This is a genomic window from Anoxybacteroides rupiense (assembly GCF_014196195.1).
Lineage (GTDB): Bacteria > Bacillota > Bacilli > Bacillales > Anoxybacillaceae > Anoxybacteroides > Anoxybacteroides rupiense.
The window spans coordinates 119,114-139,555 of sequence record NZ_JACIDF010000009.1; the positions used below are offsets into that span (position 1 = coordinate 119,114).

A 20,442-nucleotide genomic window follows, 5' to 3' on the forward strand; every position below is an offset into this window, starting at 1 on the left:
AGGTTGTCGTTTGCGTCAGAGACGAAAAAAGAGCTAACGAATTTAGATGTCAAAGACTGTTGCTTAAAAGCAGAATTATCAGCCCTTTTGCGCATGAATGGCTCGCTGTCTTTTTCCAATCGCAAGCTTACCATTGATGTCCAAACGGAAAACGCGGCCATCGCCCGGCGCATTTATACGCTAATGAAAAAAGGATACACCGTTACCGTTGAACTGCTTGTCCGGAAAAAAATGCGCTTAAAGAAAAACAATGTTTACATCGTTCGAATTGTCGAAGGAGCGCGCGAATTACTTGAGGATTTAAAAATCTTGGAGGAATCTTTTTCGTTTGTTCGGGTCATCTCTCCAGAATTGATCAAGAAAAAATGCTGCAAGCGTTCTTATTTGCGAGGCGCTTTTCTTGCTGGCGGATCGGTTAATAATCCCGAAACCTCTTCCTACCATTTAGAGATTTTTTCACTGGACAAAGATCATAACAACTCGTTATGTGAATTAATGAACAGCCATTTTGGGCTGCATGCGAAAACGTTGGAACGCAAAAAGGGGTTTATTACGTATTTAAAAGAGGCAGAAAAAATTTCAGAGTTTCTTAATATTATTGGCGCTCATCAGGCTTTGCTGCGCTTTGAGGATGTTCGGATTGTCCGCGATATGCGAAACTCGGTCAACCGCCTTGTCAATTGTGAAACGGCTAATTTAAATAAAACGATTGGCGCCGCGATTCGTCAAGTAGAAAACATTCGCTACATTGATGAAACCATTGGTTTAAGCGCACTTCCAGATAAGCTTCGAGAAATTGCAGAATTACGAGTAACATATCAAGATGTTACATTAAAAGAATTAGGTGAAATGGTTTCAGGGGGGAAAATTAGCAAGTCGGGCATTAACCATCGCTTGCGGAAAATCGATGAGATTGCTGAAAAGCTGCGGGCAGGACAGCCTGTAGACTTCCATAAATAAAATCAGGAAAAGGGGAGGAAGGAATATGGTGGAAAAACAGGTGGAAGTGTTGTTGAAAACTGGATTGCAAGCGCGTCCAGCTGCACTTTTTGTTCAGGAAGCGAACCGCTTCTCATCGGATCTTTTTATTAAAAAAGATGGAAAAAAAGTCAATGCCAAAAGCATCATGGGTCTGATGAGCCTAGCGATCAGCTCCAGGTCTGTCATTACATTAATCGCTGATGGACCGGATGAACAAGAAGCGATTGAAGCATTGACAAAATATGTGCAAAAAGAAGGATAGTAAGAGGCTGCAGGAATGGCTGGGAGAGAGCGACTCGTTCAGGATGCTCAAACCGCACTTTGTCCGAGATTCATTCGATGCATAAAGGAAAAGGCTGTTCTTTACGGAAAAGAACAGCCTTCATATTTTCAGATTGGCTGTCCGCATTTTTCAGCCAAACGTTTTTAAAATAGTAGTAGACAAAGTCTGTTTTGACTTTGTCTACTACTGGCTGTCCGGATTATTTTTCGTCAACGCGTGCCAACACGCGGTCGATTAAACCATATTCTTTTGCTTTTTCCGCCGTCATAAAGTTATCGCGGTCTGTATCGCGCTCGATGATCTCGATTGGCTGGCCTGTATTTTCTGCCAAAATGCGATTCAGCTTATCGCGTAAGAACAAGATGCGTTTAGCGGCAATCTCGATATCAGTAGCTTGACCTTGCGCTCCTCCCAAAGGCTGATGGATCATGATTTCACTGTTTGGAAGAGCAAAGCGCTTTCCTTTTGCGCCAGCAGAAAGCAGGAACGCCCCCATTGATGCTGCCATTCCAATGCAAATGGTCGAAACATCTGGCTTAATAAACTGCATCGTGTCATAAATGGCCATTCCGGCTGTAATCGAACCACCAGGGCTGTTAATATAAAGGGAAATATCTTTTTCCGGATCTTCCGCTGCTAAGAATAAAAGCTGGGAAACAATGGAGTTCGCGACATGGTCATCGATGGCACTACCTAAAATAATGATGCGGTCTTTAAGCAAGCGGGAGTAAATGTCATATGCGCGTTCACCGCGGCTTGTTTGCTCAATCACTGTAGGAATTAAATTCATGAGTTTTCCTCCTTTACCAGTCAATTAAAATCATATGTATTTCTATGATACATAATTGGTCAATGAAGGTCAAACAAAAAGCGTTTTGCCTTCTCCTCATAATTTTATTTATTCGCTATTCTGTTCCGATATCCCTTTTTTCAGCATATCCGCTTTTTTGTTTTTTAAACAGACGTATTGCTGAAGAAAATAGATTTTAAATTTTTAACATATCCACCGAGAAGTCTCCCTCCCTTAAACGGAGTGAAGGGGGGGAGTTCATCTGTTAGTAAGCGTTTTGCCCGATATAAACGCAGCTTAAACGATAGCTGAGAGGTCGGCGGCCGAAGACACAAATCTATGGACTTGTTTTTTCTATAATGAATCAATCTTGCTTCTTATTTCCATAGCATATTTTCCTCTTGCAAAAAAAAACGTTCTTCATTATAATGGAACATGCGGCTAACCAATCATGCCCTCGTAGTGTAGTGGATAGCACGAGAGATTCCGGTTCTCTTAGCGTGGGTTCGAATCCTGCCGAGGGCGTTCCAACTATCCTACTGGTTCGGATTAAATTTCCACAGCTCCTTGATACGACTGCATTTGCGGTCGTTTTTTATTTTTTTAAATCCGAAAGAGTCCTTTTGTTTTTGGAAAAATTTTTCACAAGACAGTTCCAGCGTTGTTGAATCCATTGGTAGGGGCTCTTTTCGTCGATGACATACGAATCAATCTCTTTGCGGGCAAGGCGCCATGGCGATGCTGAACCCTTTTTATTGGGAAAAATCAAAGAACATGTTGAGGGGGGATTCAAATAAAGAAGCAGCGGAGAAACGGACGGGTTGCTTCTTCTCTGTTTGTCAGGAAGAAAAAAGGATGGTTATTTTCGAGCATTTTTGGCACGAAAATAACCAAGAGATAGATGTTATTTGAAATTTTGATTTTCTAATACAACGACTTTTTTTTCTGTCGATTGACCGATTTGCTTTGTAAATTCAACGAGACGAAGAATATCATGACAACATTGTTTGGCACCTAAAACTAATAAGGGGACGCCAATAAAATCGATGTGCAATCCTCTTGAAAAAAACCCTCCCATTGTCATGGCAAATGGAACCGTTGGCGAAGTATTAGAAAAAATAATCTTTTCGTGATGGCTATGTTTTTCTTGTAGCAACGTAATGAAATTTACCAATGCTTGAACGACTAATTTGTTTCTTTTTCTGCCAATGGTATACACAGAATTTCCATCTTCATCGATTCCGTGGAAGAAAAATTTTCCGAAATCATCCTTTGTCAGTTTGTTAAAATAGTCCGTATTTAAAATTTCTTCTTTCGTCAGCTCTCGATCCAAAGGCAGCTTTTTTAAATGGTAGGCTGCTGCTAGTGCCGTGCTATGTGTTCCAGCGTAGTCATTATATATGTAAATCACCCAATCACCCTCTTTTAATCCTATGTTGTCATAAGTAGGATTACCAGAACCCGTCGTATTTAAAAGAGCGAAAGAGCTTTCCCTTGTTCCTTTTATTGGTATGAATTTGGGATGTTTCGTGTAAAAGGTCGGATTCTGATCGGTTTTTCAGCGATAAAAACAAGAATTCAAGCAGTGTTCATTGGTTTTGAGTGGATCAGTAGTATCATTAGTCTGACAACTATGTGTAGGATATCGACAACATTCACCACATCTATAAAGAATATCCGCCTATACTTTCCAAAATGCTCCTGTTATCTATCTTCATAATAGCAGCAGTCCACGATCAGGAAAGGTCTTTTTTGTGTGATTTTTCGAATATATATAAAAATAATGGATTCGGATATACGGAAATTTTATTTCCTATACGTTTTGAGGATGTTGATGTACAATAATAAAGAAGGGAGCGTGAGATTATGAGAGCGGGGCTGTTTCAAGAGCAACGCTTGCACCTCTCATTAACAAAGGAACTGGCTCAAGCGATTGAATTGCTGCAGTATTCAACGCTTGAATTGCGCTCTTTTTTGCATGAGCAATCTCTAGAAAATCCTTTTCTCGAAATCAAGGATCATAAGTTTGTTCGTACTCCTAAGCAGTCAAGGAACGGAGAAACACGAAATTGGATTGAAAATATCGGGAAATCTTCCGAGACGCTTGCGTCTTATTTAAAAGTCCAGCTTCACGCTTTTCCGTTATCTGCAAAAAGACGGCAGATTTTGCATTATTTAATTGCTTCACTTGATGAGGATGGATATTTGCGAATGGAAATGAAAGAAACCGCGGCCCTGTTGTCGTTATCAGAAGAAGAACTGGAGGAAGCCATTCAGTTTTTGCAATCGCTTGAACCGGCCGGAGTGGGCGCGCGCAGTTTGCAAGAATGCCTGCTCATCCAGCTTCAGCGCCTGCCTGTTCGCCATGAACTAGCAGAACGGGTCATAGCTGATTATTTTACGATGTTTGTTGAAAAGGCATGGAAAGCGCTTGCGAAGCAGCTGAAAATCAGCATATCGAATTTGCAGGAAATATGGGATTTAATTCGCACGCTTGAGCCGCGGCCGGGCAGTCATTATGCTGCGGCGGATCCGCATTTTATCGTGCCGGATTTGATTGTCACAAAGCGTGATGGGGAGATATGTGTGTGGCTGAATGATGAGTTTCTTCCAGAAGTGATTTGGAATCACGCTTACGAAAAAAAAGTCGCCGATCAGCAGGACGAACAAATTGAATGGTTTGTGAGAGAAAAATATCGGCAATTTATGTGGCTGACAAAAAGCTTAGAACAACGTAAACAAACATTGGTTCTTGTTGTGAAGGAAATCATGGAAAGACAGAAGCAATGCCTCGAAGAAGGGCTGGCCGCACTAAGACCATTAACAATGCGCGATATTGCCGATGCGCTGAATATTCATGAATCTACCGTCAGTCGAGTGATTCGGAATAAATATGTACAGACACCGTTTGGCACCGTAGAGCTTCGCCATTTTTTTACAAACTCTCTTTCTGCGGAAAATGATAACGAAGAAGCATCTGCAGCCAAGACGAAAGAATTGATTAAAAAATTGATTGAAGCAGAGGATAAACATGCTCCTTTATCCGATCAAAAAATTGCTGATTTATTAAACGAAGAGCACCAAATTGCTATTTCCAGAAGAACAGTGGCCAAGTATCGGGAACAATTGCATATTCCATCATCTGCGAAACGAAAACGATATTAAGGTGTGAACGTGATGATTGTCCATCTTTATTCCAAAAAAGATTGCCATTTGTGCGAGAAGGCGAAAGAAATTTTAGCTGAATTGCAGACTGAACTCCATTTTACCATTCAAGAAATCGATATTTATCAAGACGATGTGTTGTTGGAACGATACCATCTGATGATTCCGGTCGTCGAAGTGGACGGGAAAGAGCTGGCCTATGGCCTTATTAAAAAAGATTTTATAAGAAAGCGGTTACTTGAATGCTTGAATAGTTGAACATCTACCATACTCCTGTTACAATTAAAAAAGAGGGCAGGAGTAATTTTTTTTGCACAAGCGGGACAAAATAAGTCGCTGCGGGACGTATTGTGTCCATATATTATATGCAAGGGGAAGGGAACTACATTGCGATCATGGATTGATGCACAGAAAAAATTATTGCCTGATCTTCTTGAGTTTATGCAAAAACGCTATCGCATTTTGCAGTACATTCGGCTGATGCAGCCGATTGGAAGAAGAGCGTTGTCTGGAAGCATCGGGATGAGCGAACGTGTCCTTCGCGCAGAAGTACAATTTCTAAAAGACCAAAACTTAATTACCATCACTTCATCTGGTATGCACGTGACATCCGATGGTGACGAATTGCTCAATCTTTTGGAAGATGTGATGAAGGAACTGCTCGGTTTGAAGGATTTAGAGAAAAAGGTAAAAAGTTTGCTCCCTGTCGAAGAGGTCATCATTGTTGCTGGAGATAGCGACCTTTCTCCTTGGGTGAAAAAAGAAATGGGAAGAGCTTGTGTAGCGTGCATGAAAGAAAAGCTGAGCGATCAAAGTATCGTCGCTGTGACCGGCGGAACGACAATGGCCGCAGTAGCCGATATGATGATGCCAGATCCTAAACAGCACGGCATATTATTTGTTCCTGCCCGAGGCGGATTAGGAGAGCATGTCGAAAATCAAGCGAATACGATCTGTGCCAAAATGGCGGAAAAAGCAATGGGCAATTACCGTTTGCTCCATGTGCCTGACCATCTAAGCCAAGAGGCGTATCAGTCGCTGATTGAAGAACCAGCAGTCAAAGAAGTGCTTCAACTGATCAAATCATCGAATATCGTAGTGCATGGAATTGGCGATGCGATCACGATGGCAGAACGCCGTAAAACCTCTAGAGAAGACATGGAAAAAATTAAGCAAAGACATGCTGTGGCTGAGGCTTTTGGATATTACTTTAATCAAGCGGGCGAAGTGGTGCATAAGGTGCAGACAATCGGCATTCAGCTTGAAGACATTAAACGCGTTCAGCATGTGATTGCCGTTGCTGGCGGTGCTTCTAAAGCAAAGGCGATTAAAGCGTATATGAAGCAAGCGCCTCGCTCGATTTTAATCACGGACGAAGGAGCAGCAAGAGCGTTGACGGGGGAGCCACATCCCTTAACATAACCATTTTTGAATCATGAAGGAGGAACCACCAATGGCTGTAAAAGTAGGTATTAACGGTTTTGGACGTATTGGCCGCAACGTATTCCGCGCGGCATTGAAAAATCCAAATATCGAGGTCGTAGCTGTTAATGACTTAACAGATGCGAAAACATTAGCTCATCTTTTAAAATACGATTCCGTTCACGGCACACTAGACGCCGAAGTTTCTGTGAACGGCAACAACCTTGTCGTAAACGGAAAAGAAATCGTTGTAAAAGCGGAGCGCGATCCAGCGCAACTAGGCTGGGACGAGCTAGGAGTTGATATCATTGTTGAATCAACAGGCCGCTTTACAAAGCGCGAAGATGCCGCGAAGCATTTAGAGGCTGGCGCGAAAAAAGTCATTATCTCCGCTCCAGCAACAAATGAAGACATTACCATCGTGATGGGTGTTAACCAAGAAAAATACGATCCAGCTAACCATCATGTGATTTCAAATGCTTCTTGTACAACAAACTGCTTGGCGCCATTTGCTAAGGTGCTTCATGAAAAATTCGGAATCGTTCGCGGCATGATGACAACGGTCCATGCTTATACCAACGACCAGCAAATCCTTGATTTGCCTCATAAAGATTTGCGCCGTGCCCGCGCTGCTGCTGAATCGATTATTCCGACAAGCACGGGCGCTGCCAAAGCGGTGGCCCTTGTTTTGCCTGAGCTAAAAGGCAAGTTAAACGGTATGGCGATGCGCGTGCCAGTATCGAATGTATCTGTTGTCGACCTTGTAGCTGAGCTTGAACAAGAAGTAACGGTAGAAGAAGTAAATGCAGCGCTTAAAACAGCAGCAGAAAACGAGTTAAAAGGCATTCTTGCTTACAGCGAAGAACCGCTTGTCTCTCGCGATTATAATGGCAGCCCGGCATCATCTACGATTGATGCGCTTTCTACAATGGTCATGGAAGGAAAAATGGTCAAAGTGGTTTCTTGGTATGATAACGAAACAGGCTATTCAAACCGCGTGGTAGACTTAGCTGAATATATTGCCTCAAAAGGTTTATAAATCTATTTGTCTTAGTCGCTCATTCAAGTCTATAATAGTGAAATGGAGAGGGGAGCGGGGGGAGTCCCCCACTCCCTTTCGTATGCAGAAACCATTGAAGGAGGCCGTTTGCCATGAACAAGAAAACCGTCCGCGACATGGATGTCAAAGGGAAGCGCGTTTTTTGCCGAGTTGATTTTAATGTCCCAATGCAAGATGGACGCGTAACAGATGACACACGCATTCGCGCTGCATTGCCAACCATTCAGTATTTGTCAGAACAGGGGGCGAAAGTGATTTTAGCGAGCCACCTTGGCCGCCCGAAAGGAAAAGTAGTAGAAGAAATGCGTTTAACGGCGGTGGCGGAACGCTTAAGCGAGCTGCTTGGTAAAAAAGTAGTGAAGACAGATGAAGCCTATGGAGAAGAAGTAAAAGCGGCCATTGCTGCTATGAACGAAGGCGATGTCCTGCTGCTTGAAAATGTTCGCTTCTATCCGGGCGAAGAGAAGAACGACCAAGAGCTAGCTCAAGCCTTTGCAGAATTGGCTGACGTCTATGTCAATGATGCTTTTGGCGCTGCGCACAGAGCTCATGCGTCCACAGAAGGAATCGCGCATTACTTGCCAGCAGTGGCAGGCTTTTTAATGGAAAAAGAGATTGAAGTGCTTGGCAAAGCACTTTCCAATCCAGAGCGTCCATTTACTGCCATCATTGGCGGCGCGAAGGTGAAAGACAAAATCGGCGTCATTGAAAATTTACTTGATAAAGTCGATCATTTAATCATTGGCGGCGGCCTTGCTTATACGTTTGTGAAAGCGTTAGGTCATGAAATCGGCAAATCGCTGCTCGAAGAAGATAAAATCGAGCTGGCGAAGTCATTTATGGAAAAGGCGAAAGAAAAAGGCGTAAAATTTTATATGCCGGTTGATGCCGTCGTAGCCGATGACTTTTCGAATGCCGCAAACAAAAAAGTTGTAAGCATTGATAATATTCCAAGCGATTGGGAAGCATTGGACATCGGTCCAAAAACGCGCGAGCTGTATCGCGATGTGATTTTGCAATCTAAGCTTGTCATTTGGAATGGACCAATGGGAGTATTTGAGATGGACGCATTTGCCGAAGGAACGAAAGCAGTAGCACAGGCGCTAGCTGATGCGAAGGGTACATATACGGTTATCGGTGGCGGCGATTCCGCGGCAGCTGTTGAAAAATTTGGATTGGCTGAAGAAATGGATCATATCTCAACTGGCGGCGGCGCGTCGCTGGAATTTATGGAAGGGAAGCAGCTCCCTGGTGTGGTTGCGTTAAATGATAAGTAATCAGAAGGAGGTAAAGCCATGCGTAAGCCGATTATTGCAGGAAACTGGAAAATGCATAAAACTCTTGCAGAAGCTGTAAGCTTTGCGGAGGAAGTCAAAAAGCTCGTCCCTTCTTCTGAACGGGTCGACTCCGTTGTTTGCGCTCCGGCACTATTTTTAGAACGTCTTGTGGCAGCGGCTAAAGGCACGAATCTAAAAATTGGTGCACAAAATATGCACTTTGAAGCAAAAGGAGCGTTTACAGGAGAAATTAGCCCGTTGGCGCTGCAAGATCTCGGAGTCGAATATGTCATTATTGGGCATTCCGAGCGCCGTGAAATGTTTGCGGAAACCGATGAAACAGTGAATAAAAAAGTTCTTGCTGCATTTCAGTATGACCTCATTCCGATTGTGTGCTGCGGTGAAACATTAGAAGAACGAGAGAGCGGGAAAACGAATGATATCGTTGCTGCGCAAGTGGAAAAAGCGCTCGAAGGACTAACGGAGAAGCAAGCAAAGCGAGTGGTGATCGCTTATGAACCAATTTGGGCGATCGGCACCGGCAAGTCTTCAACAGCAGAAGACGCCAATGAAGTATGCGGCCATATCCGCTCGACTATTGCGCAAAAATTTTCCCAAGAGGTGGCAGAAGCGGTTCGCATTCAATATGGCGGCAGTGTGAAACCGGATAATATCAGCCAGTTTTTAAAGCAAGAGCACATTGATGGAGCGTTAGTTGGCGGCGCCAGCTTAGACCCGCAATCATTTCTGCAGCTAGTGGAGGCAGGACATCATGAGTAAACAACCTGTGGCATTAATTATTTTAGACGGATTCGCTCTTCGCGAAGAAACGTATGGCAACGCGGTCGCACAGGCGAAAAAGCCGAATTTTGACCGCTATTGGAACGAATATCCTCATGCTACGCTCACGGCGTGCGGAGAAGCGGTCGGTCTTCCTGAAGGGCAAATGGGAAACTCGGAAGTCGGCCATTTAAATATTGGCGCTGGCCGGATTGTGTATCAAAGCTTAACGCGCGTCAATATTGCGATTCGTGAAGGAGAATTTGACCGTAACGAAACATTTTTAGCCGCAATGAATCATGTAAAAGAAAAAGGCACGAATTTGCACCTTTTCGGTCTTCTGTCTGATGGCGGTGTGCACAGCCATATCAACCATTTATACGCATTATTAAAATTAGCGGCGAAAGAAGGCGTGAAAAATGTATATATCCACGGCTTCTTAGATGGCCGAGATGTTGGGCCACAAACGGCGAAAAAGTACATTCATGAATTAAATGAACAAATGGCCCAGATGGGAGTCGGTGAAATTGCGACATTGTCTGGCCGCTACTATTCGATGGACCGTGACAAGCGCTGGGAGCGCGTTGAAAAAGCATACCGCGTCATGGTTTATGGCGAGGGCCCGGCTTACCGCGATCCATTAGAATGTATTGACGATTCGTATGCCCATGGCATTTACGACGAGTTCGTGTTGCCGTCTGTGATGGTGCGTGAGGATGGAACACCTGTGGCGACAATCCAAGACAACGACGCCGTGATTTTCTATAATTTCCGTCCCGACCGGGCGATTCAAATTTCTAATACGTTCACAAATGATGATTTCCGCTCGTTCGATCGCGGACCAAAGCATCCGAAAAACGTATTTTTCGTTTGCTTAACTCATTTCAGTGAAACCGTAAAAGGATACGTAGCATTTAAACCAACCAATCTCGATAATACGATTGGAGAAGTGATAGCGCAGAACGGTTTAAAACAGCTGCGCATCGCTGAAACGGAAAAATATCCGCATGTGACCTTTTTTATGAGCGGCGGACGCGAGGAAAAATTCCCTGGAGAAGACCGGATTTTAATCAATTCGCCGAAAGTGGCGACATATGATTTAAAACCGGAAATGAGCGCCTATGAAGTGACTGAAGCGCTGTTAAAAGAAATTGCCGCAGATCAATATGATGCCATCATTTTAAACTATGCGAATCCGGATATGGTCGGCCATTCCGGAAAGCTCGAACCGACGATTCAGGCAGTCGAGGCTGTTGACGAGTGCTTAGGAAAAGTCGTTGATGCGATCATCGCCAAAGGCGGTGTGGCGATTATTACAGCCGATCATGGAAATGCGGATGAGGTCTTAAATCCAGATGGAAGTCCGCAAACGGCTCATACGACGAATCCAGTTCCCGTCATTGTCACAAAAAAAGGAATCGTGCTTCGTGACGGCGGAATTTTGGGAGATTTAGCGCCAACGATGCTAGATTTGCTTGGATTAGAACAACCAAAAGAAATGACAGGAAAAACTTTGATCGTAAAATAAGAAAAAAGGAGAGATTTGTCATGTCAGTGATTATTGATGTATATGCTCGCGAAGTATTAGACTCGCGCGGAAATCCAACAATTGAAGTAGAAGTATATACAGAATCCGGTGCTTTCGGCCGCGCATTAGTGCCAAGCGGCGCATCCACAGGAGAATATGAAGCGGTGGAGTTGCGCGACGGCGACAAAAACCGTTATCTTGGCAAAGGTGTATTAAAAGCAGTAGAAAATGTAAATGAAATCATTGCTCCGGCGATTATCGGCTTTGATGTAACCGATCAAGTAGGGATTGACCAAACGTTAATGGAACTTGACGGTACAGAAAATAAAGGAAAATTAGGGGCCAACGCGATCCTAGGTGTATCGATGGCAGTCGCGCGCGCCGCTGCTGATTATTTAGAAGTGCCTTTATATCAATATCTCGGCGGATTTAATGCGAAAACATTGCCTGTGCCGATGATGAACATTTTAAACGGCGGTGCGCATGCGGATAATAACGTCGATATTCAAGAGTTTATGATTATGCCTGTCGGCGCGCCAAACTTCCGTGAAGCGCTTCGCATGGGGGCAGAGATTTTCCATAGCCTAAAAGCCGTATTAAAAGCGAAAGGTTACAATACAGCCGTTGGTGATGAGGGCGGATTCGCGCCAAACTTAAAATCGAACGAAGAAGCGCTACAAACCATTATTGAAGCGATTGAAAAAGCGGGCTACCAACCGGGCCAAGAAGTGATGCTGGCGATGGATGTCGCTTCTTCAGAGCTGTACAATAAACAAGATGGAAAATATCATCTTGAAGGCGAAGGCGTGATCAAAACATCTGAAGAAATGGTGGCTTGGTATGAAGAGCTTGTATCGAAATATCCAATCATCTCCATTGAAGACGGCTTGGATGAAAACGATTGGGCGGGCCATAAACTATTAACTGAACGCCTTGGCAAAAAAGTACAGCTTGTCGGCGACGACTTATTCGTTACCAACACGAAAAAATTAGCTCAAGGTATTGAACAAGGCGTTGGCAACGCGATTTTGATCAAAGTGAACCAAATCGGTACGCTAACAGAAACATTTGATGCGATTGAAATGGCGAAACGCGCAGGCTACACAGCGGTGATCTCTCACCGTTCCGGTGAAACGGAAGACAGCACTATTGCGGATATCGCTGTGGCAACAAACGCTGGTCAAATCAAGACAGGCGCTCCTTCGCGCACAGACCGCGTGGCGAAATATAATCAATTGCTTCGCATCGAAGATCAGCTTGGCGAAACCGCTGTTTACCAAGGCATGAAATCATTCTATAACTTGAAAAAATAATTACTGATCAAGATAAAAGGCCTAACCGCTGCGGTGCGGTTAGGCCTTTTGGGCGTTGAATAGATTAGAATCGAAACGCGTGCGGTTGTATCATCAGCCGATTTATGATACATTAAAATTATTGCAGTGTGCGTTTTTGAGAAGGAGGAGTAGACATGCATACTCTGCTTGTCACGTTATTGGTGATTGTATCGATTGCGATGATTGTTGTTGTGCTGCTGCAATCGGGAAGAAGCGCTGGACTGTCCGGAGCGATTACGGGCGGGGCCGAGCAGCTATTCGGAAAGCAGAAGGCTCGCGGTCTTGACGCAGTATTGCACCGCATGACGGTCGTTTTAGCGGTTTTGTTTTTTGTTTTAGCAATTGCCGTAACGTATTTTCAACTGTAAACTTGAAAAAGGGGGCGGTCCATGGTAAAGGGCTGCCTTTTCTGTTTGGAATCGTGAAAGGAGATGCAGAAAATGAAGATTGTTTCACCAAAACCATTCACATTTGAAGCAGGAGAACGCGCTGTACTATTACTTCATGGATTTACGGGAAACTCATCAGATGTCCGGATGCTAGGACGTTTTCTTGAGTCCAAAGGATATACATGCCATGCGCCCATTTATAAAGGGCACGGGGTTCCGCCAGAAGAGCTTGTGCATACCGGTGCGGATGATTGGTGGCAGGATGTGATGAATGCGTACGAATTTTTGCGGGAAAAAGGCTATCAAAAAATTGCAGTTGTCGGTTTGTCGCTTGGCGGGGTATTTTCCCTTAAATTAGGTTACACTGTACCTGTAGTGGGCATCGTTCCAATGTGCGCACCTATGTATATTAAGAGCGAAGAAACGATGTATCAAGGAGTGCTGGACTACGCGCGGGAATATAAAAAACGGGAAGGAAAAGCACCAGAGCAAATCGAAAAAGAAATGGAAGAGTTTCGCAAAACGCCAATGAAAACATTAAAGGCACTTCAGGCGTTAATCGCTGAGGTACGAGATCATATCGATTTAATTTATGCGCCGACATTTGTGGTCCAAGCGCGTCATGATGACATGATTAATACCGATAGTGCAAATATTATTTATAACGGCGTTGAAGCTCCAATTAAACAAATCAAATGGTATGAGGAATCCGGTCATGTGATTACGCTTGATAAAGAGAAGGAACAGCTTCATGAAGACATTTATGCATTTTTAGAATCATTGGATTGGTAATCCTCGAAAGGAGGAAACATGATGGAACCATTAACGGAGCGGCTGCTTGCGTTTATGCGCGATGAAGCGTATAAACCTCTCACCGTTCAAGAATTGGAAGAAGCGTTTGGAATTGAGGATGCAGCGGAATTTAAGGAATTTGTCAAAGCGCTTGTCTCCTTAGAGGAAGACGGGCTGGTAGTCAGAACAAGAAGCAACCGCTACGGTGTGCCGGAAAAAATGAATTTAGTCCGCGGAAAGGTGACGGGTCATTCGAAAGGCTTTGCGTTTGTCGTGCCCGAAGATCCGCTGCTTGATGATATTTTTATTCCCCCTTCTGAATTGAAAAATGCCATGCATGGCGATACCGTGCTTGTCCGTGTCAATCCTCATGCTTCAGGCGCGCGCAAGGAAGGAACGATCGTCCGCATTATTGAACGCGGCGTCACGGAAATTGTGGGAACTTATACGGAAAGCAAAAATTTTGGATTTGTCATTCCCGATGATAAAAAGATTGTCAATGACATTTTTATTCCGAAGCATGCGGCAAACGGGGCGGTTGAAGGGCATAAAGTCGTCGTCCGTCTCACCACTTATCCGGAAGGAAGAATTAGCGCTGAGGGTGAGATCATTCAAATTCTCGGCCATAAAAACGATCCGGGTGTCGATATTTTATCGATTATTTATAAGCATGGCTTGCCCATGCAATTTCCTGAAGAAGTCATCGCGCATGCCAACAGCATTTCAGACACGATTTCCGCTGAAGATTTGCAAGACCGCCGCGATTTGCGCGATCAGTTGATTGTAACGATTGATGGCGCGGATGCAAAGGACTTAGATGATGCCGTCACGGTGACAAAGCTAGAAAATGGCCATTACAAATTAGGCGTACATATCGCCGATGTCAGCCATTATGTAACGGAAGGCTCGCCGATTGACCGAGAAGCAAATGAACGCGGCACAAGCGTTTATCTGGTGGATCGAGTCATTCCCATGATTCCGCACCGTCTATCAAACGGCATTTGTTCCCTTAATCCGAAAGTCGACCGTCTCACCTTGTCATGTGAAATGGAAATTAACGAGCGCGGCGACATCGTCAGCCACGAGATTTTCCAAAGTGTGATTCGCACGGCGGAACGCATGACGTATTCGGATGTGAATAAAATCTTGGTCGACAGAGACGAAGAGCTGCGCAAAAAATATGAGCCGCTTGTGCCGATGTTCGAGTTAATGGCCGAGCTTGCCGATATTTTACGTACAAAACGAATGAACCGCGGAGCCATTGATTTTGATTTCAAAGAAGCCAAAGTCTTAGTGGACGAAAACGGTAAGCCATATGATGTGATTTTACGCGAACGCTCGGTAGCGGAGCGGCTGATCGAGGAATTTATGCTTGCGGCTAACGAAACCGTTGCGGAACATTTTCATTGGATGAATGTTCCTTTCATCTATCGCGTCCATGAGGACCCAAAACCAGAAAAGCTGCAACGCTTCCTTGAGTTTATTACCAACTTTGGCTATGTTGTCAAAGGGACCGGCAATCAAATTCATCCGCGGGCATTGCAGGAAATTTTAGAAGCGGTGCGCGGCGAACCGGAAGAGATGGTCGTATCGACGGTGATGCTTCGCTCGATGAAGCAAGCCCGCTACGATGCGGAAAGCTTAGGCCACTACGGCTTGTCTACTGAATTTTATACACATTTCACATCGCCGATCCGCCGTTATCCCGATTTAATCGTCCATCGCCTAATTCGCACGTATTTAATTAATGGCAAGATAGATAATCAAACCCAGCAGAAATGGGCGGAACAACTGCCGGACATCGCCGAGCATGCTTCCAACATGGAGCGGCGTGCGGTTGAAGCCGAACGCGAAACAGATGACTTAAAGAAAACCGAGTTTATGGAAGACAAAATTGGCATGGAGTTCGATGGCATCATCAGCTCTGTCACGAACTTTGGCTTGTTCGTGGAACTGCCAAACACGATCGAAGGATTGGTGCACGTCAGCTATTTAACAGATGACTATTATCGCTATGACGAACACCACTATGCAATGATCGGAGAACGAACGGGGAAAATGTACCGCATTGGCGATGAAATTACGGTGCGCGTGATCAACGTCAATAAAGAAGAGCGCATCGTCGATTTTGAAATTGTCGGTATGAAAGGGCGCCGTCGCAAGGAACCAAAAGCAGCGCCGGTCGTGATTAAAGGAAAAAAACGAACAAAAGAAGGCGGACGTCCAGAGAAAAAAACAAAAAAGAAATTTTATGAAGATCTTCCAAGCGCTAAAGCAAAAAAGAAGAAAAAGAAGAAGAAAAAGCGCTAAGGCGAAGCCTCTTGGGCAAAGAGGCTTTTCCTTCTTTCGCTTTTTTGATACAATAACATTTGTCTGTATAAGGGGGAGGACGAGCGCAATGCCAAAAGGTGAAGGAAAGCTGATTGCTCAAAATAAAAAAGCCCATCATGACTATTTTATTGAAGAGACATATGAAGCGGGTCTTGTCTTGCAAGGAACAGAAATTAAGTCCATTCGCGCGGGGAAAGTCAATTTAAAAGATTCATTCGCGAAAGTAGAGAAAGGCGAAGTGTTCATTCATAACATGCATATTAGCCCTTACGAACAAGGGAACCGTTACAATCACGATCCGTTGCGCACAAGAAAGCTCCTTCTTCACCGTCGGGAAATCAATAAGCTGATTGGCTACACAAAAGAGCAAGGCTATACGCTTGTACCTTTAAAATTGTATATTAAAAACGGCTTTGCCAAGCTATTGCTCGGCGTTGGGAAAGGGAAGAAAAAGTATGACAAGCGTGAGGATCTGAAACGAAAAGAAGCGAAACGGGAAATCGAACGAGCTTTCCGTGAACGCCAAAAAATGTAAATGAAGAAGTTGACAATTGAAATCAGAAGCGTTTATGGTATAATAAATAATGTCGATGCCAGTTCATTTCATGGCTTAAGCTTTTTCCGATGTCCTTTATCGAACGAGGGGACGTTACGGATTCGACAGGGATAGATCGAGCTTAAGCTGCGAGCCGAGGGGATCGTCCTCGTAAAAACGTCACCTAAATATAACTGGCAAAGAAAATTACGCTTTAGCTGCTTAATAATTGCGGCTAACTCCTCCCGCCATCGCCCATGTGGTCGGGTCAGGGGTTCATCATGAGTGGGATACGCCCAAGTTCACCGTCTGAGGACGCGGGAAGAGACGAATCAGACTAGCTGCTTGGAGGCCTGTCGGTAGGCGGAAGATGCGGCGAAAGCAAAATATACCGACTACGCTCGTAGACGCTTAAGTGGCGATATCTTTGGACGTGGGTTCGACTCCCACCGTCTCCATTTCCAACATCCGAATGGTTCGGATAAAAAATCGTTAAACCCTTGATACGACTGCGTTTGCGGTCGTTTTTTATTTTTTGAGAATCCAAAAGAATCCCATAGTTTTTGAACAAATTTTGCACGAATTCTGTACGATTCAGTACGAGATTGAATAAGTCAGTTTTTTTGGTTTTATGTTATCCATGAAGTTTTATGTTATCCATCTATCATGGAATCCCGTTCCGGGCGCAACCGGGTACAAAGTATGGATTTATAACGGGAAAGAGTATGAGTCGTTTAGTGTCGGAAACGTGACCTCTTGGAGCACGAAAGGAAAGAAGATTTGGCCGACGGCTTCAGAAATCAGCGCGGGACGCTATGATTTGCATCAGGACGGCTTAGGAACCGAATTAGCTGTGGATCCGTCTCCTGTCTATCGCCATTCAGGAGGAAGCTATCCGAATAGTAAGAACTATTGGTTCCGTGTCAGCGCGATCTTCCCTCAAGGGGAAAGCGCGGTATCAGAGGCCTATATGCCCACCATTCCGAATTTAGCGAAGCCATCCGTTCCGACAGGAAAAAGCTATACCAATGGAGATGGAACCGGCTATATAGATGTTCAATGGAACCCGGTGAGTGGCGCGACGGGATATAAAATTTGGATTTTTAATGGAGCCTCCTATGAATCGCTCAACGTCGGAAATGTGACGTCGTGGACCACCAAAGGGAAAAAATATTGGCCGACTCCGGCAGAGGTGGACGCTGGTCGCTATCAGCTGCATTTAAATGATAGCCGCGGGGCCGAACTGCCTGTGGATCCTTCTTGGACCTACGCCAACGCAGGAACGCGATATGAGAATTCAACGAACTACTGGATTCGGGTCAGTGCCTATAATTCACAAGGGGAAACGGTCTTTTCGGAGGCGTATATGCCGAGAATATCACCTTTGCCTAAACCTGCTGCACCATTAGGTGTCGCTTTTGGATATGACGATAAAAAAGGGACAGTTGAGTTATCTTGGGGGAGATTGGAAGGTGCAACAGGTTATAAGGTTTGGATATTCAATGGAAAAGAATATGAGAGCATTGATGTTGGAAATGTAAATACTTGGACTACTGCTGAAAAAGGAATTTGGCCTAGGGATGAAGACATAGCTAATGGTAGGTACAAATTATGTTTAGATGGATCGGGTACGGAATTAGATATTAATCCTTCTACGCTTTATACTAATGCCGATGTCAAATATGCGAATAGCAATAATTATTATTTTAGGATTAGTGCATATGATCAATATGGGGAAACAGTTGTTTCTGAGGCCTTTGTTTCATCAATTAGTCCGGTTACTGAAAAGGAAGCTATGATTGATAATACACCTGTAGACGAGGAAGGATGGATCGAGGAAGAGTATGAAGATATTGACATAACTACAGATAGTGAGAAGGTATTAAAGGACTTAAAAGAAAACATCTCAGAGACTAGTGATCAAATTAAAGAATTGAGGGATTTCCCTGAAACTACTGAAATATATAATGAGCTTTCAAACGTCGATATTGAAGAAGAGGTAGTGAAAGGGGAAATTAACAATTTAACCTATCAAATTGAAAATGAAAAAATTATATACAGTGAATCTAGTATAACAGAATCAGTTCAATCGAATAGTGTTGCAACAAATAATTTATCTTTCACTAGTAGTGAACCAGATGATACAAGTGAAGAAATCGAGGAAGTCTTTTATGATTATCCGGAGGATATGTTTCTACCGGAAACAATTGTGAATGTTGATACTAATTTAGTACTTGTTGATAGCAATACTGGCGAGACTTACTCTACTGAAGAATATATTTCGCAGTCAGTAGCAAAAGAACAGAGGGATACTGTCCATACTGCTTCTTATCTACCACAACTTGGTTATTTTCTCACTAAAGAAGTTACTTATGTAAAGAATGCAGGGACTACTAATGCTACAATTGTGCATTGTAGTACAGTGGTACAAGCAGGGGGTAATTTAAGGCCGAATTATTTTACAGTTAAAGCTTCGTTTTTAAGCTCAAATGATGTGAACGGCCCATTTGATGTAGCTGCGTCAACTACAAAGTATAATGTAAAATTACTCCAAGACGTTTGTGTTGAGAAAAGAATAACATCGACTAAATTCTGGATTGGCAAAACTCACATTACTGCTCATTACAAAGGAGGATATACTTCTCAAAAAGTAAAAATGAGTGAAAAGTTTCTACTGAATAAAAAGGGAGTAATATATCCTTATTATCGTGACCCAAGAATGAGAAAAGTAATGAAAAAACCATCGTCAACAACATGGGATAGGGTACCTAAAGAGCAGCGAGTAAAATGGAGTACTAGTCAAAGAGACAAATATTTAGATTGGTATATAGAAAACTATGGATTTATAATTAAGAGTTTTTACGAAGTTCACCATATTAGACCGAGAGAATATGGTGGTAACAATGATTATTCGAACTTAATTCCCCTTCTAAGCTCCTTTCATCGAAAGGTGGTAAATCCTTGGTGGACGAACTACAAGTAATATTTATGATATGTTGGGAGGTATCATAATGAGTTCTTTACTTACGCTTACACTTACATCATTAAAAAAACGGCTCACAGATCAACCATCTATCCAAATTCAGCAGGATTTAGGGTATGTTACAGAAGTCCGTTTTTTATTTAATGCCCCAGCGTCAGAAAGTGAACTATTGAAATTTGAAGAAACCAACCAATTATTCTTGCCAAAAGACTATAAGGAATTTTTATTAATGCATAATGGGGCAAGATTATTTATAGATGAAAAAAGCGGTGCTTCTTTTGATGTACTAAGTATAAGTGAGGTACAAGAGAACCACCAATCTTTAGATTATCCAGAAGGTTGGTATCCTATAGCGTATGGTTTAGAGAGTAGTATCCTAGTGATGAATCTTAACGAAATCACCCCTCATAAAAGAAGTAATGAGTATTTGTTTTGGCTAGAACCTGGAGAAAGTATTGAGCATGCCACTCCTCTTTATATGAATTTTGAGATCTTTTTAGAGAGGCTCATTATCTCACAAGGAGTGGAGTATTGGAATTGGCCCATTTATAAAGCAAGACATTTCTATAAAGCGAATGATTTAGAAGATTAGAAATTTCTTTAATAGGGTGAACCTGCGATAACTTATATCAGCGCAGAGATTCATCCTTTTTATAATATGGTCCGTTTTTAAACAGCAGCTTCGAAGGAAACGTTGCGAATTGGAGCGGAACGGGCGGAAGCGTAGACAATATGGAATCATTCGATGGGTCTTACTCCCTCAAAGTATCGAGAACGAGCACCACGCAGTCC

General features: G+C 43.4%; 17 protein-coding genes, 1 tRNA gene, 1 other RNA gene and 1 pseudogene. 18 read left to right on the forward strand and 2 right to left on the reverse strand.

Going from position 1 to position 20,442, the window contains the following annotated elements; genetic code table 11:
- The first annotated feature begins 3 nt into the window (after positions 1 to 3).
- Entirely contained in the window at positions 4 to 960 is a 957-nt protein-coding gene (gene whiA / locus GGQ95_RS14490) for a DNA-binding protein WhiA (protein ID WP_044741442.1), read from the forward strand.
- A gap of 25 nt (positions 961 to 985) precedes the next feature.
- Positions 986 to 1,243, forward strand: coding sequence for an HPr family phosphocarrier protein (locus tag GGQ95_RS14495; RefSeq protein ID WP_044741441.1), 258 nt, complete (start codon positions 986 to 988; stop codon positions 1,241 to 1,243).
- Positions 1,244 to 1,463: 220 nt separating this feature from the next.
- Here GGQ95_RS14495 and clpP read toward each other — a convergent pair whose 3' ends face one another.
- Positions 1,464 to 2,054, reverse strand: coding sequence for an ATP-dependent Clp endopeptidase proteolytic subunit ClpP (gene clpP / locus GGQ95_RS14500; protein WP_044741440.1), 591 nt, complete (start codon positions 2,052 to 2,054; stop codon positions 1,464 to 1,466).
- Between the two features lie 453 nt (positions 2,055 to 2,507).
- Here clpP and GGQ95_RS14505 point away from each other — a divergent pair.
- Positions 2,508 to 2,579 (forward strand) — tRNA-Arg (locus GGQ95_RS14505).
- Between the two features lie 379 nt (positions 2,580 to 2,958).
- Here GGQ95_RS14505 and GGQ95_RS14510 read toward each other — a convergent pair.
- Positions 2,959 to 3,465: a DUF3189 family protein gene (locus tag GGQ95_RS14510; RefSeq protein ID WP_044741439.1), complete on the reverse strand. Its 507-nt coding sequence runs from the start codon at positions 3,463 to 3,465 to the stop codon at positions 2,959 to 2,961.
- Positions 3,466 to 3,920: 455 nt separating this feature from the next.
- Between GGQ95_RS14510 and rpoN the strand changes: the two genes are divergently transcribed.
- The 15 genes and pseudogenes from rpoN to GGQ95_RS14585 all read left to right on the forward strand — a co-directional run bounded on the left by rpoN (position 3,921) and on the right by GGQ95_RS14585 (position 20,242).
- A complete protein-coding gene (gene rpoN, locus GGQ95_RS14515; protein ID WP_183187031.1) occupies positions 3,921 to 5,219 on the forward strand; it encodes an RNA polymerase factor sigma-54 in 1,299 nt (432 codons plus the stop codon).
- Between the two features lie 12 nt (positions 5,220 to 5,231).
- The gene (locus GGQ95_RS14520; RefSeq protein ID WP_066149727.1) at positions 5,232 to 5,477 is read left to right on the forward strand and encodes a glutaredoxin family protein; all 246 of its coding nucleotides are present in this window, start codon (positions 5,232 to 5,234) and stop codon (positions 5,475 to 5,477) included.
- A gap of 129 nt (positions 5,478 to 5,606) precedes the next feature.
- On the forward strand, positions 5,607 to 6,641 hold the full coding sequence (locus GGQ95_RS14525) for a sugar-binding transcriptional regulator (RefSeq protein WP_044741436.1): 1,035 nt from the start codon (positions 5,607 to 5,609) through the stop codon (positions 6,639 to 6,641).
- A gap of 31 nt (positions 6,642 to 6,672) precedes the next feature.
- Complete coding sequence (gene gap, locus GGQ95_RS14530; protein WP_183187032.1) at positions 6,673 to 7,680, forward strand: type I glyceraldehyde-3-phosphate dehydrogenase; 1,008 nt, start codon at positions 6,673 to 6,675, stop codon at positions 7,678 to 7,680.
- Positions 7,681 to 7,793: 113 nt separating this feature from the next.
- Positions 7,794 to 8,978 carry a phosphoglycerate kinase gene (locus GGQ95_RS14535; RefSeq protein ID WP_080860078.1) on the forward strand — a complete coding sequence of 395 codons (1,185 nt, stop codon included), beginning with the start codon at positions 7,794 to 7,796 and terminating at the stop codon, positions 8,976 to 8,978.
- 18 nt (positions 8,979 to 8,996) lie between these two features.
- A complete protein-coding gene (gene tpiA, locus GGQ95_RS14540) occupies positions 8,997 to 9,758 on the forward strand; it encodes a triose-phosphate isomerase (protein WP_044741433.1) in 762 nt (253 codons plus the stop codon).
- Positions 9,751 to 11,286 (forward strand): 2,3-bisphosphoglycerate-independent phosphoglycerate mutase, encoded by a 1,536-nt coding sequence (gene gpmI, locus GGQ95_RS14545; RefSeq protein ID WP_183187033.1) that lies wholly within the window; start codon positions 9,751 to 9,753, stop codon positions 11,284 to 11,286. The genes tpiA and gpmI overlap by 8 nt, the downstream gene beginning before the upstream one ends.
- A gap of 20 nt (positions 11,287 to 11,306) precedes the next feature.
- Positions 11,307 to 12,599, forward strand: a complete 1,293-nt coding sequence (eno, locus tag GGQ95_RS14550) for a phosphopyruvate hydratase (protein ID WP_044741431.1) — start codon at positions 11,307 to 11,309, stop codon at positions 12,597 to 12,599.
- 155 nt (positions 12,600 to 12,754) lie between these two features.
- Positions 12,755 to 12,988 carry a preprotein translocase subunit SecG gene (gene secG, locus GGQ95_RS14555; RefSeq protein ID WP_044741429.1) on the forward strand — a complete coding sequence of 78 codons (234 nt, stop codon included), beginning with the start codon at positions 12,755 to 12,757 and terminating at the stop codon, positions 12,986 to 12,988.
- A gap of 72 nt (positions 12,989 to 13,060) precedes the next feature.
- On the forward strand, positions 13,061 to 13,801 hold the full coding sequence (locus GGQ95_RS14560) for an alpha/beta hydrolase (protein ID WP_183187034.1): 741 nt from the start codon (positions 13,061 to 13,063) through the stop codon (positions 13,799 to 13,801).
- 18 nt (positions 13,802 to 13,819) lie between these two features.
- A complete protein-coding gene (gene rnr, locus GGQ95_RS14565; RefSeq protein WP_183187035.1) occupies positions 13,820 to 16,111 on the forward strand; it encodes a ribonuclease R in 2,292 nt (763 codons plus the stop codon).
- A gap of 88 nt (positions 16,112 to 16,199) precedes the next feature.
- Positions 16,200 to 16,667 (forward strand): SsrA-binding protein SmpB, encoded by a 468-nt coding sequence (smpB, locus tag GGQ95_RS14570; protein WP_044741426.1) that lies wholly within the window; start codon positions 16,200 to 16,202, stop codon positions 16,665 to 16,667.
- A gap of 107 nt (positions 16,668 to 16,774) precedes the next feature.
- Positions 16,775 to 17,128: a transfer-messenger RNA gene (gene ssrA / locus GGQ95_RS14575) on the forward strand.
- A gap of 194 nt (positions 17,129 to 17,322) precedes the next feature.
- Positions 17,323 to 19,650: pseudogene (locus GGQ95_RS18995) on the forward strand (HNH endonuclease signature motif containing protein); the annotation flags it as partial.
- 28 nt (positions 19,651 to 19,678) lie between these two features.
- Positions 19,679 to 20,242 carry an SMI1/KNR4 family protein gene (locus tag GGQ95_RS14585; protein WP_044742373.1) on the forward strand — a complete coding sequence of 188 codons (564 nt, stop codon included), beginning with the start codon at positions 19,679 to 19,681 and terminating at the stop codon, positions 20,240 to 20,242.
- Positions 20,243 to 20,442 lie beyond the last annotated feature (200 nt).

Bases quoted from the DNA above. Each gene is read 5' to 3' on its own strand.
- GGQ95_RS14495 (WP_044741441.1), top strand. From the start codon at position 986: ATGGTGGAAAAACAGGTGGAAGTGTTGTTGAAAACTGGATTGCAAGCG.
- clpP (WP_044741440.1), bottom strand. From the start codon at position 2,054: ATGAATTTAATTCCTACAGTGATTGAGCAAACAAGCCGCGGTGAACGC.
- rpoN (WP_183187031.1), top strand. From the start codon at position 3,921: ATGAGAGCGGGGCTGTTTCAAGAGCAACGCTTGCACCTCTCATTAACA.
- GGQ95_RS14520 (WP_066149727.1), top strand. From the start codon at position 5,232: ATGATTGTCCATCTTTATTCCAAAAAAGATTGCCATTTGTGCGAGAAG.
- gap (WP_183187032.1), top strand. From the start codon at position 6,673: ATGGCTGTAAAAGTAGGTATTAACGGTTTTGGACGTATTGGCCGCAAC.
- GGQ95_RS14535 (WP_080860078.1), top strand. From the start codon at position 7,794: ATGAACAAGAAAACCGTCCGCGACATGGATGTCAAAGGGAAGCGCGTT.
- tpiA (WP_044741433.1), top strand. From the start codon at position 8,997: ATGCGTAAGCCGATTATTGCAGGAAACTGGAAAATGCATAAAACTCTT.
- gpmI (WP_183187033.1), top strand. From the start codon at position 9,751: ATGAGTAAACAACCTGTGGCATTAATTATTTTAGACGGATTCGCTCTT.
- eno (WP_044741431.1), top strand. From the start codon at position 11,307: ATGTCAGTGATTATTGATGTATATGCTCGCGAAGTATTAGACTCGCGC.
- secG (WP_044741429.1), top strand. From the start codon at position 12,755: ATGCATACTCTGCTTGTCACGTTATTGGTGATTGTATCGATTGCGATG.
- GGQ95_RS14560 (WP_183187034.1), top strand. From the start codon at position 13,061: ATGAAGATTGTTTCACCAAAACCATTCACATTTGAAGCAGGAGAACGC.
- rnr (WP_183187035.1), top strand. From the start codon at position 13,820: ATGATGGAACCATTAACGGAGCGGCTGCTTGCGTTTATGCGCGATGAA.
- smpB (WP_044741426.1), top strand. From the start codon at position 16,200: ATGCCAAAAGGTGAAGGAAAGCTGATTGCTCAAAATAAAAAAGCCCAT.
- GGQ95_RS14585 (WP_044742373.1), top strand. From the start codon at position 19,679: ATGAGTTCTTTACTTACGCTTACACTTACATCATTAAAAAAACGGCTC.